Origin of the sequence: Thiohalocapsa halophila, from assembly GCF_016583825.1 — a bacterium.
Lineage (GTDB): Bacteria > Pseudomonadota > Gammaproteobacteria > Chromatiales > Chromatiaceae > Thiohalocapsa > Thiohalocapsa halophila.
The window spans coordinates 25,740-42,148 of record NZ_NRRV01000019.1 but is presented as its reverse complement, the minus strand read 5'-3'; the positions used below and the strand labels follow the sequence as shown (position 1 = coordinate 42,148).

Genomic DNA, 16,409 nt, shown 5'->3' with positions numbered 1-16,409 from the left:
GGGCTCGCGCGCTCGGCGCGCTCGCAGCCGAGATTTAAGCCTCCCCGCGGGATTCCGACAAGTCCCCAGCGATGTCAGCGCCATCACCTGTCCCAAGCACTGCCGCGAGCGCCGCCAACAAGCGCTGGTTCTCCGCCGGTGTCCGCACCGCCACGCGCAGCCAGCGCGCGTCGAGGCCGCGATAATCCTCGCAAGTCCGAACGGCGATGTGCTTGCGCCGCAGCAGTACGTCGGCAACCTCGGCGCCCGGCGGGGCGCTCGCGGGCAGTCGCCACAACAGGTAGTTGGCGCTACCGTCGACGACCCGCGCGCCCAGCCGCCGCAGCCCGGCGGCGAGCGACGCGCGCTGCGTGCGTATCAAACGCCGCGTACGGGCGGTGAACTCCACCAGTCCTGAGTCCGCCAACAACGCGGCCCCGACCCTCTGCGCCGGCGTGCTGACGGACCACGCCGGCAGCAGCCGCCGCCCGGCGGCCGCAAGGTCCGGCGCCAGCACCGCGTAGCCCAGGCGCAAGCCCGGCATGGCGAAGAACTTGGTCAGGGAGCGCACCACGACCACGTTGTCCAAACCGAGCTCGACGCCGGATGCCGCGCCGTCCACGAAGTCGATAAAGGCCTCGTCCAGCGCCCACCAGACATCGGGGCGGGCAGCAGCGGCCGCCGCCAACGCATCCAGGTCCAGGAGCCGCCCGGTTGGGTTGTTCGGATGCCCGAGCCAAACCAAGTCCCCGCCCACCGCCATAGCGGCGAGCGCCGGCAAATCCACCTCGAAATCGGTCCTGGTGTGCTGGTCGACCGGCAGGACCTTCAACCCCCACGCGCTGGCCGCGCGCCAATGATCCAGGTAACAGGGCGCCGTTACCACGACACGCCCCGCCTGCACCAACCGCGGCAGCCACCAGATGAGCTGCTCGGCGCCATTGCCCGCGAGGACGCACTCCGGCGCCACGGCGAGCACATCGCCGACCACCGCGCGCAGCGCCGTACAGTCCGGGTCCGGATAGTCCGCGAGCGCCTGCATCGCCTGCCCCAGCGCCTCCTGTCCCGACAGCGGCATACCCAGGGGATTGATGTTGGCGCTGAAATCCAGCAGGTCGCCGGGCCGGCAGCCGGCGCGCCGAGCCAGCGCTTCGCGGTTGCCGCCGTGCGTGCCGGGGACGCCCTGCGCAGTCATGGCAGCGCAGACCGCCCGCAGATCGACTCACCGAGAACGCGGTTGCGACTCACTCGTATTTGCATTATCGTTCTACAGCAAGGCTGGGCCGAGGACCGGGCCGGTTTCAGGGCTCGAGCGCGCCGCGGCAGGTCGCGCACGACATAGACACACCGCCAGCCGCAACGCAGCACAACAACCCCCGAATCCTTAAGGCCTGTGCCAAACCCCGTATCGCAACCCTCAGTCCGCAACCCTAGAGTCCATCCGGAGAGAAGCCATGCAGCAACCCGCACAGTCCCTCCCCGATAGCAACCGTGCTGCACAGTTGCCGCCGCGGCGCCTCACCAGCGACGAGCTCATGCAGGGCGAGCGGCGCATCGTCATCGAGCACGGCGACGCCCGTTACACCCTCCTGGTGACGCGCAATGACAAACTGATCCTCGTGAAGTAGCACGGCGCGGCGGACGTAGGCGTGGTTGCGCCGCCAAACGACGTTTGACAGAGTCCGAATGCTTCGCAAGCGCTGTTGCTGCCAACGAGTGTTTACTACTCGACAGGCACGCAAAGAAAAAGGGGCCACGGTCACCCGTAGCCCCTTGATCATGTTGGCTCCCCGAACTGGACTCGAACCAGTGACCCACTGATTAACAGTCAGTTGCTCTACCAGCTGAGCTATCGGGGATCAGCGAGCCGCGAAGAGTAACCCTTGGGCGCCGGCGCGTCAACCGCTGTTGCAACAAAACCGGCAAACTGGCTCGGGCGCTGGCCATTGCCGATCAGCACGGCTGGCCGTCGGCGGCACTGCGACTGCGCGCCCGCCGCTCAGCTGTCCGGGCAGGTGACGCCGGTTTCTTCCAGCCTGATCCGGCCCATGGACGAGACCACGACTCTGGCCGCGTCCATGCCGTCGGGGTCCGGGTCGCAGAAGCGAATACTGCCGGGGCCTGAGCAGCCGCCGAACTTCAGGGTTCCGTCGTCTTCGAACTCGAAGCACACCCGGTTGCCGATGATGTCCACGGCGCGCGCGCCCTGTTGCACGCGCAGCACCGAAGCCGTGCCCCCTGCCGCGTCCAGCTCCACGATTGCATAGCCGTCGCTCCAGGAGCCATTGGTCGGCGCAGCATCACAGCCCGCACTGAGGTCGTGCGGATCGGCAGGACAGACCCGGACGTTCGCCGCGCGCATAATCGCTTGCGCCCGCGCGAAGTTCAGGTGCCCCACCATGGTGTTGACTTCCGCCGCGCGGGCATTGCGCTTGATGACCATCCTCATGCCCGAGACGCCCACAGTGATCAGGATCACGACGATGCTCATGGTGATCAGCAGCTCCACGAGCGTCACGCCGCGCTGCGGCTGTCGGGCGACTGCGATGGTCATGGCGTGATCTCGGCATCGGTCCTGCGTACTCGCCACTAGAACACACTTCGCCGTCTAAGCCGGGACCGCCTAAAACTCTCGTCGCCGTGGAATCCTGCGGCGCCTCAGCCGGCGACGGCGGCGATGCGCTGCATGGCTTGCTCCAGGTTGTCCCGACTGGTGGCGATGGAGATGCGTGCGCAGCCGTCGAGCCCGAACGCCGAGCCCGGCACCAGCGCGACTCCGGCCTGCTCGATGAGGTACTCGGCAAGCTCCAGGTCGTTGCCAACACCGTCCAGACGGTCGATGAGGCCGCTCACCTCCGGGAAGACGTAGAAGGTGCCGTCCGTCGGCAGACAGCGGACGCCGGGGATGACGTTCAGGGCCTCGACGACGAAGTCGTGCCGCTCCTTGAAGGCCGTCAGCATCTCGCCAATGCAGTCCTGCGGGCCCTCCAGCGCCGCCTGCGCGGCCACCTGGCTGATGGAGGTGGGGTTGGAGGTGCTCTGGGACTGGACCTTCTTCATGGCCTTGATCACCTCGGCGGGGCCGCCCGCGTAGCCGATGCGCCAGCCGGTCATGCTGTAGGCCTTGGAGACGCCGTTGAGCACCAGGGTGCGGTCGGTGAGGTCCGGGCAGGCGTTCAGGATATTGGCGAAGGGCGTGGCCGTGTCCCAGCGGATGTGCTCGTACATGTCGTCCGTGGCGATGAGCGCGTTGGGATAGTCCCGCAGCACTTCGCCGAGGGCGGCCAGCTCGGCCTTACCGTAGGCCATGCCCGTAGGGTTGGACGGGCTGTTGATGACCACGAGCCGGGTGCGCTCGGTCATGGCCGCGCGCAGCTGCTCTGCCGTGATCTTGAACCGCTGCTCGGCGCCGGCATCGACGATCACCGGCTTGCCGCCCGCCAGTAGCACCATGTCGGGATAGGACACCCAGTAGGGGGCCGGGATGACCACCTCGTCGCCGGGGTCCAGCAAGGCCTGGGCGAGGTTGTAGAAGCTCTGCTTGCCGCCGCAGGACACCAGGATCTGGTCCGGCTGGTAGTCGAGGCCGTTGTCGCGCTGGAACTTGGCGATGACGGCGCGCTTGAGCTCCGGCGTGCCGTCCACGGCGGTGTACTTGGTGAAGCCCTCGTTGATGGCCGCAATGGCGGCCTGCTTGATGTGGTCCGGCGTATCGAAGTCCGGCTCGCCGGCGCCTAGGCCGATGACGTCCTTGCCGGCGGCCTTGAGCTCCTTGGCGCGGGCGGTGATGGCGAGGGTGGCCGAGGGCTTCACGGCCTGGACACGGGCGGAGAGCTTGATGGTCATCGGCTTGGTCTGCTGCTACGGCTTTGGGTGGGCGAATGGCGGCATTGGGCTGGGGGTCGGGCGCACAGGCCGGTGTCGCGCCTGGGCGGGGCGTTTTGCATCGCGTCGCGCACAGGCCTGGGCGAGCATTCCGCGCCGGCCGGGCCAGCACCTTAGCGCCGCGGCCTCTGACGCGGTGCCCGCGTAGCCCGTTGATCGGACGTCGACGCCGCTTGGCAAGCGTCGAATGCAGCCCGAATAATAGCCAATCATTGAGCCTCATGGCATCCGCCTGCAACGACGGCGCCCTCGACACACAGCATCATGTCCAAGCCCTTCGAGCTCGAATCCCAGTTTCCACCCGCCGGCGACCAGCCCGCCGCCATCCTCCGGCTCGTGGAGGGTCTGCGCGACGGCGAAGCCGGCATGACGCTGCTCGGTGTCACCGGCTCCGGCAAGACCTTCACCATCGCCAACGTCATCAACGAGGTGCAGCGCCCGACCCTGATCCTGGCGCCCAACAAGACCCTCGCCGCGCAGCTCTACGGCGAGATGCGCGAATTCTTCCCGCACAACGCCGTGGAGTACTTCGTCTCCTACTACGACTACTACCAGCCGGAGGCCTATGTGCCGGCCTCCGACACCTACATCGAGAAGGACGCCTCCATCAACGAGCACATCGAGCAGATGCGCCTGTCCGCCACCAAGGCGCTGCTGGAGCGCCCGGATGTCATCCTGGTGGCCACGGTGTCCAGCATCTACGGCCTGGGCGATCCGGAGGCGTATCTAAAGATGGTCCTGCACCTGTCCCGCGGCGAGCAGATCGATCAGCGCGCCATCCTGCGGCGGCTGACGGCGCTCCAGTACCGGCGCAACGAGGTGGAGCTGAACCGCGGCAGCTACCGGGTGCGCGGCGACGTCATCGACATCTACCCGGCGGAGTCCGACGACGAGGCCCTGCGCGTGGAGCTCTTCGACGACGAGGTGGAGGCCCTGTCCCTGTTCGACCCGCTGACGGGCGAGCTCAAGTACAAGGTGCCCCGTTACACCGTCTTCCCGAAGACCCACTATGCGACCCCGCGGGAGACGGTGCTGAACGCCGTAGAGCAGATCAAGGACGAGCTGCGCGAGCGCCTGGAATGGCTGCGCACCAACGACAAGCTGGTGGAGGCCCAGCGCCTGGAGCAGCGCACCATCTTCGACCTGGAGATGATGGTGGAGGTGGGCTACTGCTCCGGCATCGAGAACTACAGCCGGTACCTGTCCGGCCGCGGTCCCGGCGAGCCGCCGCCGACGCTATTCGACTACATCCCATCCAGCACCCTGCTGGTCATCGACGAGAGCCATGTCACCGTGCCCCAGCTGGGCGGCATGTACCGCGGCGATCGCTCGCGCAAAGAGAACCTGGTGGAGTACGGCTTCCGGCTGCCGTCGGCGCTGGACAACCGCCCGTTGCGGTTCGAGGAATTCGAGGCCCGCCAGCCGCAGGCCATCTACGTCTCGGCCACACCGCGGGACTACGAGGCCCAGCACTCCGGCGCCGTCATCGAGCAGGTGGTGCGCCCCACCGGCCTGGTGGACCCGGAGGTGGAGGTCCGCCCGGCGCTGACCCAGGTGGACGACCTGCTGAGCGAGATCCGCGAGCGCGTCGCCGCCGACGAGCGCGTGCTGGCGACGACGCTCACCAAGCGCATGGCCGAGGACCTGACGGATTATCTCGGCGAGCACGGCGTGCGCGTGCGGTATCTGCACAGCGACATCGACACCGTCGAGCGGGTGGAGATCATCCGCGACCTGCGCCTGGGCGAGTTCGACGTGCTGGTGGGCATCAACCTGCTGCGCGAAGGGCTGGACATGCCGGAGGTGAGCCTGGTCGCCATCCTCGACGCCGACAAGGAAGGCTTCCTGCGCTCCGAGGGCTCGCTGATCCAGACCATCGGCCGCGCCGCCCGCAACGCCCACGGCAAGGCCATCCTCTACGCCGAGACCGTCACCGGCTCCATGCAGCGCGCCATCGACGAGACCGAGCGCCGCCGCGCCAAGCAAATCGCCTTCAACGAAGAACACGGCATCACGCCCCAGACCATCAAGAAGGCCGTCGCCGACATCATGGAGGCCCATGTGCCGGGCGCGCCCAAGAGCGCCCGCGAGTACGCCCGCGTCGCCGACGAGATCGCCGAGTACGCCGATCTCACCCCGGCGCAGATGGCCGCCAAGGTCAAGCAGCTGGAGAAGGACATGTACCGCGCCGCCCGGGAGCTGGAGTTCGAGCGCGCGGCGGCGATCCGGGACCAGATCAAGGAGCTGCGGGGGCGGGGCCTGGCGGCTTGAGCGCCGACGCCAAGTCGGCGCCGACTTCGGGCCTATTGAGCTGCCCTGTCATGCGTACGAGAGTCGCCTGAGCCATGAAGTTCGAGTGGGACGAGCGCAAGAACCAGGCGAACAGACGCAAGCACGGCGTCGACTTCCGTCAGGCGATCTATGCCTTCTCCGACCCGTTTGCACTGAACCTGCCGGATGAGGAGCACTCGGCGTTGGAAGACCGCTGGGTACTGCTCGGCGCAGCCGCCCCGAACAGGCTCGTCGTCGTTGTGCACACCGACCGCAGTTCCGGCAGAATACGAATCATCTCTGCGCGCAAGGCAACTCGCCGCGAGCACGCCACCTACGAATCCAGGTTGCAGCGATGAAAGACGAGTACGATTTTTCACATGCCGAGCAAGGCAAGTTCTACGTCCCCGCCAGCGAAATCGAGCTGCCGATCTATCTGGATGCCGATATTCTCCAGCATCTGCGCCGCCACGGGGAGGGCACGGACGTCCAGACGCTGGTCAACGACCTGCTTCGCAAGGATATCGAGATCGCAGGGCGATTGTCAGATTAATCGAGTGGAAATCAGTGTCATTGATCCGGGCACGGCCCTCGATGGCTTCGCGCATGCCTGGCACCAAGCCGAGCTTGGGCATCCGCAGCCGTCCAAACTCGCTTTTGGGTCGCGTGGCTCAGACCTCGCGGCCCCGCATCGCCCCTGAGCCGAAGGATCCCCAAAGCTGCTGCGACGCTGCAATGGCCGGCACGGAGCACCGAGCCGCTACAATGCGGCCCCATGCTGCTGTCGCCGAAACACCGCTTCCTGTTCGTGCACATCGCCAAGACCGGCGGCACCAGCGTGCGCGCGGCACTCCAGCGGCGGCGCTGGGCGGACCCCTGGTACTGGCCCATGTTCCTGTGCAGCCGCTTCAGCCACCTGAGCGGGCACCGCATTGCCACCAAGCTGCCGCGGCACGCCAAGGTCGTGGCCGCCAAGGAGCTGCTGCCGAAGGAGTGGTTCGATACGCTGTTCAAGTTCGCGTTCGTGCGCAACCCCTGGGACCTCCAGGTGAGCTCCTTCCACCACATCCGCCGCGAGCGCCCGCAATTCCTCGGCGGCCATGACGACTTCGCGGGCTTCCTGCGCTGGAAGCTGGACCCGGGCCGCCGCTACCAGTTCCATGTGGATACCTCCATCGAGCTGCAGACGGACTATCTCATGGACCTCCACGGCAACATTGTCGTGGACTTCATCGGCCGCTACGAGCGTCTGGAAGCCGACTTCGACGAGGCCTGCCGGCGCATCGGGCTCACGCAGGTCCAGCTCCCGCACCGCCGCCAAGCCAAGGACCGCGCGCACGACTACCGCAGCTACTACGACGCCGACACCGCCGAGCTCGTCGCCAGTCATTTCGCCCGCGACATCGCGCTGCTGGGCTACGCGTTCGACCCCGCCGACGACTGAGCCCGCCGCGCGTCGCGCGCCGCCATTCATCGCCCTGCCCGCCTGCAACACCCAACATGGACTGGTTTCTGCTCGCGCTGCTGTCGGCGGCGGCCCTGGCGTCCGCGGATGCCGCCACCAAGGCCTGGCTCCAGGACTACTCCGCCGCCGAGGTGAGCGTCGTGCGCTTCTCGGTGAGCGGCCTGTTGCTGTCGCCGCTGCTGCTCGGGATGCCGGCGCTCGGGACCCTGCCGGCCCCCTTCTGGGGCTGGCTCGCGGCGATGCTGCCGCTGGAGATCGCCGCGATGCTGCTGTACATGGCCGCCATCCGCGATCATCCGCTGTCCCTGACTCTGCCCTATCTCGCGTTCACGCCCGTGTTCGTGCTGGTGATTGCCGATGTGCTGCTAGGGGAGCAGGTGTCGGCGCAGGGCGCCTTCGGCGTGTTGCTGGTGGTGGCCGGTGCCTGGCTGCTCAACGTCCGCCACGCCAGGCTCGCCAAGGTGCGCAGCTGGGCGGCACCCCTGGCGGCCATCTTCTGGGAGCCGGGCTCGCGGATGATGCTCGCCGTGGCGCTGCTCTACGGCTTCACGGCCACCATGGGCAAGGCCGTGCTGGACTACCTGCCGCCGGCCTACTTCGGGCCCTTCTATTTCCTGGTGCTCGGGCTCACGATGCCGCTGGTGTGGGCACTGCCGCTGCGCCTCGGCCCAGGCAAGGGCGCCGGCGGCACTCCGGGCGCTCGACTGGCGCTGCTCGGACCCCGCGGGCTGTTGCGCCGCCCGCGGGCGGTGCTCACGGTGGCGGCCCTGCATGGGCTCATGGCCTTCACCCATTTCCTGGCCATCGCCCGGGTGGAGGTGGCCTATATGATCGCCATCAAGCGCACCAGCCTGCTGTTCGGCATCCTCTACGGCGCCCTGGTGTTCGGCGAGATGGGCTTGCGCTCGCACCTGGCCGCCGGTGCGCTGATGGTGGCCGGCGTGGCCGTGATCGTCGCCAGCTGACGGCTTCGCCCGCCGGCCCGAGCCTCCGATGAGCGAGCCCGCCGACCCCGTGCTGCCCATTCGTCGCGCCTTTCCGCCGGTGCTCGGCGACGCGCCGCGGCTGTTGATCCTGGGCTCCATGCCGAGCGAGGCATCGCTCGCCCGCCGGCAATACTACGGCCATGCCCGCAACGCCTTCTGGCCCATCATGGAGCGATTGCTGGGCCTGCCCGCGGGCACGGACTATGCCGGGCGCACCCGGGCCCTGCGCAACCACGGCATCGCGCTGTGGGACGTCATCGCCGCCTGCGCCCGGCCCGGCAGCCTGGATGCGGACATCCGCCCGGAGACGGTGCAGGTCAACGACTTCGCGGCCCTACTGGCGGCTCACCCGAGCATCCAATGCATCGCCTTCAACGGCGGCACCGCCGAGCGGGAATTCCGCCGCCGCGTGCTGCCGACGCTGGCAGCCGAGCAAGCCGGCATCGAGCGCCTGCGCCTGCCGTCCACGAGCCCGGCGCATGCGGGGATGCGGTTCGAGGCCAAGCTGCACGCCTGGCGGGTGATTCTGGACAAGATCGCGGGGTCCGCGTAGGTCGGCGCCGACGACAGGAGGCCCGACACCGCACCGACCACCGCCATCGCGTCGGGCTTCGCTGCCGCTCAGCACCGACCTACGGCGCCCGGGTAGGTCGGCGCCGACGACAGGAGGCCCGACAGCGCACCGGCCGCCGTCATGGCGTCGGGGGCTTCAGCAGCCGCCTTCGGTGGTGGCGTCCACGTTCTCTTGCCACCAATCTTGATAGGCCTGATCCGGCGCCAGCACCCGGGCGGTGCCGGACGACAGCGGCTCGCCGGCCGCGTCGCGCACCTCGATGGCGATGTCAACGATACCGCCGCGCAAAATGCGGGCGACGGTCAGCGTGACACCAATCTCATCGCCCGGGCAAATCGGCCGGCGGAAGCGCTCCGGGCAGAAGGTGAGCCCGAGGGTGCCGTCACCCGGAAATAGGGTGCCGAAGAGCGCAGAGACGGTGGTCTGGATCAGCCCGCCCGGCACGACGATGTCGTGGATGTCCGGGAAGCGCAGACGCGCTGCGTCCAGGTCGCGGTGAATGGCGTTGTAGTCGCCCACCAAATCGCAGTACTGATCCACCTGCTCGCGGGTGAAGGCGAGCCGCGCCTCGTGGCGCATGCCCTCTTCGAGCATGTTCGCCGTCAAGCAACGGGTTCGGGTCATGGGCGGGTTTCTCCCTGGCATGGAAACGGACCGACAGACACGAACCCTTCATGATAGCCCGTGCCGGCGCCGCTTGCCCCGACCGGGCGCAAGTCAGCCCTCCTCAGGCCGCCGCGGACTGCGTGCTCGTGTCGGCGCGCAGACCCTGCCAGCGCCGCGCAGCCGGCGCCGGGTCGAACAGCTCCAGCCAATGCACCACAGGCACCTCGGCGCCGCCGGCGAGATGCGTCTGGCAGCCGACATTGGCCGTGGCGATGAGTGCCGGGCCGCCCTGTTCCAGCGCCTCCAGCTTGCGCGCCCGCAGCTGGTTGGAAAGCTCGGCCTGGAGGATGGAATAGGTGCCGGCGGAGCCGCAGCAGCTGTGGGCATCGCGCACGGGCGACAGCTCGAAGCCGGCGGCGCGCAGCAGACCCTCCACCCGGCCCATGAGTCCCTGGCCGTGCTGGAGGGTGCAGGGTGGGTGGAACGCGATGTGCTGCGGGACACCCCGGGCAATGGGGTCCGGCAGTCGGGCGAGGTCCTCGGCGCTGAGCAGCTCGGCCGGGTCCCGCGCCAGCTCGGACACCCGGGCGGCCTTATGGGTATAGGCCGGGTCGTCCCTCAGGTGATGGCCGTAGTCCTTGACCATGGCGCCGCAGCCGCTGGCGGTGACGACGATGGCCTCCGCCGGATCGGCCGCGTCCGGGGCCATGTAGGGCCACCAGGCGTCGATGTTGCGGCGCATGAAGCCGCGGGCCTCATCACCTGCGGCCAGGTGCTCGCTGACGGCACCGCAGCAGCCGCCGCCGGGGCGGATCACCTCGATGCCGGCGGCGTCCAGCACCCGGATCGCCGCGCCGACGGCGGCGGGCGTCAGCGCCGGCTCCACACAGTTCTCCAGCATGAGGACCCGGCGCCGATGGCGGCTTTGCGGTAGCGGGCCGAGCGCCCCGCCGTCCGGCAGCTTGGCCTTGAGCGTCGCCGGCAGCAGCGGCCTGACGCTCTGCCCGAGCTTGAGCAGCGGCGTGAACCGGCGCGGATAGGGCACCACCAGCCGCAGCACACGGCGCAGCAGCCGCTCCGTGAGCGGGCGCTGGACTTGCTCCTCCACCAGCTCGCGGCCGGTGGCCAACAGCTTGTCGTACTGTACGCCGGAGGGGCAGGTGGTCATGCAGTTGAGGCAGGTGAGGCAGCGGTCCAGGTGGGTCTGCACCGTGCGCGTCGGCTCATCACCCTCCAGCAGGGACTTGATCTGGTAGATGCGCCCGCGCGGGCCGTCCAGCTCATCGCCGAGGAGCTGGTAGGTGGGACAGGTGGCGGTGCAGAAGCCGCAGTGGACACAGCTGCGCAGGATGCGGTCGGCCTCCAGGCCGGCGTCGGTGCTCGCGAGCTCGGAGAGCAGGTTGGTTTGCATGGCGGACTGAGGCTCGGCTGCTTGCGCTGGGGGCATCGGCGGGCGGCAGCCGCACCGCCGGGCGACGCGCTAGAGGTCGGGATATAACCGTCCCGGGTTCAATATCCCTTCCGGGTCGAAGGCGCGCTTCAGGTTCCGGTGCAGGCGCAGCGCCACGGCGGCCTGTGGCGCGAAGACCCCATCCGCGGGCGGCTCGCCGCCGCCGATACGGAACAGGGTCGCGTGGCCGCCGGCAGCCTTTGCGACCTCCCGCACCCGCGCCGGCGGCAGCTCGCCGCGCAGCCAGCGCAAGGCCCCGCCCCACTCCATCAGAGACTCGCCGGCGCCGAGGCCGGCCGTGGCCTCGGCGGCGGTGGCCGGCGGCAGAGACAAGCGCCACAGCGGCGCATCGCCGGCAAAGAAGCCGAGGCGCTGCTCGCGCAGATCCCGCCAGAACGCGTCGGCCGCCTCCAGCGGCAGGCCCTCGACGATGCGCTGCGTCTGCGCCAGCGCTTCCTCACCGCCGTCCACCCGCACATGGAGCCGCCCGTCGAGCCAAGCCGCGGCGGTGATGGGCAGCGCCTTGCGGGACCAGCGCCGCAGCAGGTCCAGCGCCCCGGACAGCGTCTCCTCGCGCACCAGCGTCAGGGTACCGGGCGCCCGCGGAATGACCTTGAGCGACACCTCCAGCAGCACACCAAGCACCCCGAGGGAGCCCGCCATGAGCCGCGAGACGTCATAGCCGGCGACGTTCTTCATCACCCGGCCGCCGAATTCCAGCACCTCGCCCTTCCCGTTCAGCAGCCGCACGCCGAGCACCGCGTCGCGAACGCTTGCGGCATAGGGCCGCCGGGGGCCGGACAGCCCGGCGGCGACGGCACCGCCGATGGTGGCCGTCGACGCGCCGGGCTCGGACCCGGCAGCGAAGTGCGGCGGCTCGAAGGGCAGTTGCTGGCCGTGCTCGTCCAGCAGCGCTTCGACCTCGGCGAGTCGCGTGCCGCCGCGCACCGTGATGGCGAGCTCCGTGGGCTCGTAGGCGACGACGCCGGTGTGGGCCGTGCAGTCCAGCGCCGCGTCTGCCGTCACCGGGTTGCCGTAGAAGGCCTTGCTGCCGCCGCCGCGGATGGCGACGCGGCGGCCGGCGGCGACCGCGGCGCGGACCTGCTCGGCGAGGACTTGCTCGGCGTCGATGCTTGGGTTTTCGGCTGGCATCATGGACAACGCTGGGGCTCGTTCTCGATCCGCTGGGAGGGCCGATCAGATCGTACAGACTGGTCGTCTGCGGGATCAATTAGATTAACTGTCACCGTTTTTTGGGGTTTCAGTCTCGGGGCAGACGGTAAGACACCTTATCCCCGTCCAGGGTGATGTAGCCCTGGTCCTGCAGGTCGCGGATGAGCTGGTCCACGTCGCCCTCCTCCAGCTTCGGCTTGAACAGGGAGTAAATGGTATTGGCCAGCGTCTTGACCTTGCGCGGACGGGACTGGCCGCGGCCGGCGAGGTTCTTGACGATGACGCCCACCTTGTCGCCCTCGGCCACCGTCGCCGGCGTGCGCAGCGGCGGGATCTCGGCGAGGTCCTGCTCGCGGTGGGCCTCGATGCCGAGGCGGCGCAGGTGCTTGATGAGCGGGTCGAAGCCCGTGTCACGGCTGATGACGTGGAAGTAGCCCTTCGGGTCCTGGTGCACCAGCTCGCCCAGTGTGAAGGCGATGTGAAAATCCAGGGCGTTGCGGCCGTTGCCGGCGATCTTCACATAGCGCCCGGCGTCGCCCAGCTGCTGCATGGCATCCACCAGCTCGAAGGGCAGCTTGGCTTGGTTCTCGCCGACGAAGACGTGGACCCGATACCCCTTGCCCACCAGCAGCGACAGGTTCTTCGGCTGCACGTTCTCGAAGTCGATGAGGACGTGGTTGAGCTTTGTCGGCATCGCGTCGCCGGGGCGTTCGTCCATTTACCGGGCCTCGTAGAAGGTTCTGCAGGCAGGACTGAAGGCCAAGGGCTGAGGGCTGAGGGCTGAGGGCTGAGGATGCGCCGGACCTCAGCCCTCGGCCCTCAGCCCTTTCTCGGCCATCGACCACCGGTTATCGCTCAAAATCTAGGCAGCTCCGGAAACTTGAGCTCGCCGTGATGCACATGCATCGCACCGAATTCGGCGCAGCGGTGCAGCGTCGGCACCGCCTTGCCGGGGTTCAGCAGTCCGTGCGGGTCGAAGGCGGCCTTCACGGCATGCATCTGAGTCAGCTCCTCGCTGTTGAACTGCACGCACATCTGGTTCAGCTTCTCGACGCCGACGCCGTGCTCGCCGGTGACGGTGCCGCCGACCTCGACGCACAGGGTGAGGATGTCGCCGCCCAGCTCCTCGGCGCGCTCCAGCTCGCCGGGGATATTGGCATCATAGAGCACCAGCGGGTGCAGGTTGCCGTCGCCGGCGTGGAAGACATTGGCCACGCGCAGGCCGTACTGACTGGACAGCTCGGCGACGCGGCTCAGCACCGTCGGCAGCTCCTTGCGGGGGATGGTGCCGTCCATGCAGTAGTAGTCCGGCGAGATGCGCCCCACCGCCGGGAAGGCGGCCTTGCGACCCTTCCAGAAGATCATGCGCTCGGCGTCGTCGCGGGCGGTGCGGACGTCGCTGGCGCCGGCGGCGAGCAGCAGCTCGCGCACCCGCATAACCTCCGTCGAGACCTCGGCGTTGAAGCCGTCCAGCTCGCAGATCAGGATGGCGGCGGCGTCCACCGGATAGCCGGCATGCACGAAGTCCTCAGCGGCGCGGATGGCCGGGTTGTCCATCATCTCGAGGCCCGCCGGGACGATGCCGGCGGCGATGATCTGTGCCACCGCGGCGCCGGCGGTCTCGACGCTGTCGAAGGCGGCGAGCAGCGCCTGGGCGCGCTCGGGCTGGGGCAGGAGCTTGACGGTGACTTCGACGATGACCGCGAGCATGCCCTCGGAGCCCGTCATCAGCGCCAGCAGATCGAGGCCCGGCGAGTCCAATGCCTCGGAGCCCACCTCGAACAGCTCGCCGTCGACGGTGACCAGCTTGAGCTTGACGATGTTGTGCACCGTGAGCCCGTACTTCAGGCAATGCACACCGCCGGAGTTCTCGGCGACATTGCCGCCGATGGTGCAGGCGATCTGGCTGGACGGGTCCGGCGCATAGTAGAGCCCGTGGGGCGCCGCCGCCTCGCTGATGGCGAGGTTGCGCACGCCGGGCTCGACCCGCGCGGTGCGGTTGTCCGGGTCGATGTCGATGAGCCGGTTGAACTTGGCCAGCGACAGCAGCACCCCGTCCGCCAGCGGCAGCGCGCCGCCGGATAAGCCCGTGCCGGCGCCGCGGGCCACCACCGGCACGGCCATGTCACTGCAGAGCTTCAGCACCGACTGTACCTGGGCGATGGTCTCAGGCAGCGCCACCGCCAGCGGGCGCTGGGCAAAGGCCGTCAGCCCGTCGCACTCATACGGCCCGAGCTCCGCCGGCGTGGACAGCACCGAGGCCGCCGGCAGGATGCGCCTCAGCGCGTCGACGATCTCGGGCTTGGGGTTCAGTGGGCGTTCGTCTGGGATTCTGGGCATGGCAGTGTCGTGCATTCGCGCTGTTGCTGTGCATGCTGCGGCGGAGCCGACCGGCTTGCAAGCCGGGAGTCATCGTTCGCCGTGGGAGCGGCATCCTTGCCGCGACGCCCAGCTGGCATGGTTCTGGAAGCCGTCGCGGCAGGGATGCCGCTCCCACACGCCGATCGCGGCAGGGATGCCGCTCCCACGGGCCGGGATCACTGTGGGGGCGTGCTCATGATCCGGTAGACCTCGGTCAGCGACTCGTCGCCGCCGACATTCCCGGGAAAGATCACCACGGGCAGCTCCGGAAAGCGCGGGTGATCCGCGGGGCAGCGCACCACGGAGCAGCCGGCGCGCACCTGGCCCAGCACCCGGGCGGTGGTGAGCGCGAGGCCCTTGCTCAGGGTGTCGTTGGAGGTGATGCCGCCCTTGCTGATGAGAAAGCCGATATCCGGGGGCAGGCTCTGCACGATGCGCACCAGAAGGTCCGACACCCGCTCGCCGAAGGTCAGGCGCTCGGCCTTGCTCGGAAAGCGGTACTCGCCGCGGCTGGTGTAGAGCACCGCACCACGGCCCTCGGCCGCAGCCGCTTCGACGCCGGCGATGAGGTCTGCGATGAGCGCGTCCGCGTCGGCCAGGCGGTCCAGATCCACCTCCAGCGCGGCGATGTCGGTGTTGGCGATCAGGTGCTCCAGCTGGCGGGAGGACTTGCCGACATGGCTGCCCATGAGCACCACCCCCGGCCATTTCTCGGAGGCGTCTCCGCGGGTGAACTGCCCCATGTCGGCGGGCGCCACCGGCTGGGTCGGCAGCGCGGCCAGCGAGGTCAGCAGGCTCGCGGCGCTGCGAAACAGGAAGCGCTTGCCCTGCTCGGTGGCCGCGAGCACGGCCGCGGCGAAGGCGTCCAGGTCCGCCTGCCGCTCCGCGTCCACGGCGCCGCAGGCGTTGCCGTCGAGGGCGATGAGTCGCGCTTGCAGCCGACCCGGGTCACCGCGCAGGTCGTCGAGCCCGAAGCGCTCCACCATGCCCGCCGGGATGCGCCCGCCGGTCTTCTCCTCCACATAGTCCGGCAGGAAGGCGGTGCTGAAGCCGAACACCGAATCCTGCGCAAACTCGGTCTCATGCACCGGCACGGGCCGGTCGTCGACAATCAGATAATGGGTGCCGTCGCGGGTGATGCGCCCGCCCTCGAAGAAGGCCGGCACCAGGAAATGCGCATCGAAGGGCCCGAGCTCGGCGGCGATGACATCCGTCTCCACCGGGTAGTGGCCGCGCAGGGTGCTGTCGGAGCGGCTCACGATGACGGGCTGCACCGGCGTGCCGGCGGCGGCCATGTCGGCGAGCGCGAGCCGCAGGTTGACGCAGATGTCCCCCGTCACCTTCGCCGCGCGCTCCGCGTCCATGCCGCGGGTGTTGCTGAGCACGAAGAACAGCGGGGCGTCGTCCTGCAGCGCCCGGGTCAGGGTGCGCACGTCCCAGCGCGTCAGCAGCAGGCAGCCGTGGACCGTCTGCGAGCCGGTGGGGTCGTCATCAATGGCGATGATCTTTGTGGTGGTCATTTACGGAGAGGGGCGAGGTTCGAGGGGCTGGGTGCGTGGGGGTTGAGTGGGGTGTACGAAGTGCGGAGTACGGAGTACGAGGCGCCGGTTTCGACGCCTCACGCCCTGACCCCGCGGTCATTCGTACCCTGTACTCCTA

General features: G+C 68.8%; 16 protein-coding genes and 1 tRNA gene. 7 read left to right on the top strand and 10 right to left on the bottom strand.

The annotated features are described in order from the left end of the window. Positions 1-34: 34 nt before the first annotated feature. Positions 35-1,174: a threonine-phosphate decarboxylase CobD gene (gene cobD, locus CKO31_RS09650; RefSeq protein ID WP_200236391.1), complete on the bottom strand. Its 1,140-nt coding sequence runs from the start codon at positions 1,172-1,174 to the stop codon at positions 35-37. A gap of 259 nt (positions 1,175-1,433) precedes the next feature. On the opposite strand from cobD, the gene hemP reads away from it, so the two are divergent. Continuing rightward, positions 1,434-1,607, top strand: a complete 174-nt coding sequence (gene hemP, locus CKO31_RS09645; RefSeq protein WP_200236388.1) for a hemin uptake protein HemP — start codon at positions 1,434-1,436, stop codon at positions 1,605-1,607. Between the two features lie 155 nt (positions 1,608-1,762). Here the strand turns inward: hemP and CKO31_RS09640 are convergent. The 3 genes from CKO31_RS09640 to CKO31_RS09630 all read right to left on the bottom strand — a co-directional run bounded on the left by CKO31_RS09640 (position 1,763) and on the right by CKO31_RS09630 (position 3,825). After that, a tRNA-Asn gene (locus tag CKO31_RS09640) sits at positions 1,763-1,838 on the bottom strand. Positions 1,839-1,978: 140 nt separating this feature from the next. Then, complete coding sequence (locus CKO31_RS09635) at positions 1,979-2,533, bottom strand: GspH/FimT family pseudopilin (RefSeq protein ID WP_200236384.1); 555 nt, start codon at positions 2,531-2,533, stop codon at positions 1,979-1,981. 104 nt (positions 2,534-2,637) lie between these two features. Further along, the gene (locus CKO31_RS09630; RefSeq protein WP_200236381.1) at positions 2,638-3,825 is read right to left on the bottom strand and encodes a pyridoxal phosphate-dependent aminotransferase; all 1,188 of its coding nucleotides are present in this window, start codon (positions 3,823-3,825) and stop codon (positions 2,638-2,640) included. Positions 3,826-4,128: 303 nt separating this feature from the next. Between CKO31_RS09630 and uvrB the strand changes: the two genes are divergently transcribed. From uvrB to CKO31_RS09600, 6 genes are all read left to right on the top strand, one after another. Continuing rightward, positions 4,129-6,135, top strand: coding sequence for an excinuclease ABC subunit UvrB (gene uvrB / locus CKO31_RS09625; protein ID WP_200236378.1), 2,007 nt, complete (start codon positions 4,129-4,131; stop codon positions 6,133-6,135). A gap of 74 nt (positions 6,136-6,209) precedes the next feature. After that, entirely contained in the window at positions 6,210-6,494 is a 285-nt protein-coding gene (locus CKO31_RS09620) for a BrnT family toxin (RefSeq protein WP_200236375.1), read from the top strand. Further along, complete coding sequence (locus tag CKO31_RS09615; RefSeq protein WP_200236372.1) at positions 6,491-6,688, top strand: BrnA antitoxin family protein; 198 nt, start codon at positions 6,491-6,493, stop codon at positions 6,686-6,688. The genes CKO31_RS09620 and CKO31_RS09615 overlap by 4 nt, the downstream gene beginning before the upstream one ends. A 222-nt stretch (positions 6,689-6,910) precedes the next feature. Then, positions 6,911-7,579 (top strand): sulfotransferase family 2 domain-containing protein, encoded by a 669-nt coding sequence (locus tag CKO31_RS09610; protein WP_200236369.1) that lies wholly within the window; start codon positions 6,911-6,913, stop codon positions 7,577-7,579. Between the two features lie 56 nt (positions 7,580-7,635). Further along, positions 7,636-8,565 (top strand): EamA family transporter, encoded by a 930-nt coding sequence (locus tag CKO31_RS09605; protein WP_200236366.1) that lies wholly within the window; start codon positions 7,636-7,638, stop codon positions 8,563-8,565. A 28-nt stretch (positions 8,566-8,593) separates the two neighbouring features. After that, entirely contained in the window at positions 8,594-9,139 is a 546-nt protein-coding gene (locus tag CKO31_RS09600) for a DNA-deoxyinosine glycosylase (RefSeq protein WP_200236363.1), read from the top strand. A 156-nt stretch (positions 9,140-9,295) separates the two neighbouring features. Here the strand turns inward: CKO31_RS09600 and CKO31_RS09595 are convergent, their stop codons facing one another. The 6 genes from CKO31_RS09595 to CKO31_RS09570 form a co-directional block, all read right to left on the bottom strand. Further along, on the bottom strand, positions 9,296-9,784 hold the full coding sequence (locus CKO31_RS09595) for a MaoC family dehydratase (RefSeq protein ID WP_200236360.1): 489 nt from the start codon (positions 9,782-9,784) through the stop codon (positions 9,296-9,298). Between the two features lie 103 nt (positions 9,785-9,887). Next, a complete protein-coding gene (glcF, locus tag CKO31_RS09590) occupies positions 9,888-11,177 on the bottom strand; it encodes a glycolate oxidase subunit GlcF (RefSeq protein ID WP_200236357.1) in 1,290 nt (429 codons plus the stop codon). A 69-nt stretch (positions 11,178-11,246) separates the two neighbouring features. Beyond that, positions 11,247-12,371, bottom strand: a complete 1,125-nt coding sequence (glcE, locus tag CKO31_RS09585) for a glycolate oxidase subunit GlcE (RefSeq protein WP_200236355.1) — start codon at positions 12,369-12,371, stop codon at positions 11,247-11,249. 106 nt (positions 12,372-12,477) lie between these two features. Then, complete coding sequence (locus CKO31_RS09580) at positions 12,478-13,107, bottom strand: PIN domain-containing protein (protein ID WP_242475270.1); 630 nt, start codon at positions 13,105-13,107, stop codon at positions 12,478-12,480. Positions 13,108-13,244: 137 nt separating this feature from the next. Further along, positions 13,245-14,729 carry an FAD-linked oxidase C-terminal domain-containing protein gene (locus tag CKO31_RS09575; protein WP_200236352.1) on the bottom strand — a complete coding sequence of 495 codons (1,485 nt, stop codon included), beginning with the start codon at positions 14,727-14,729 and terminating at the stop codon, positions 13,245-13,247. 197 nt (positions 14,730-14,926) lie between these two features. Beyond that, positions 14,927-16,270: a four-carbon acid sugar kinase family protein gene (locus CKO31_RS09570; RefSeq protein WP_200236350.1), complete on the bottom strand. Its 1,344-nt coding sequence runs from the start codon at positions 16,268-16,270 to the stop codon at positions 14,927-14,929. Positions 16,271-16,409 lie beyond the last annotated feature (139 nt).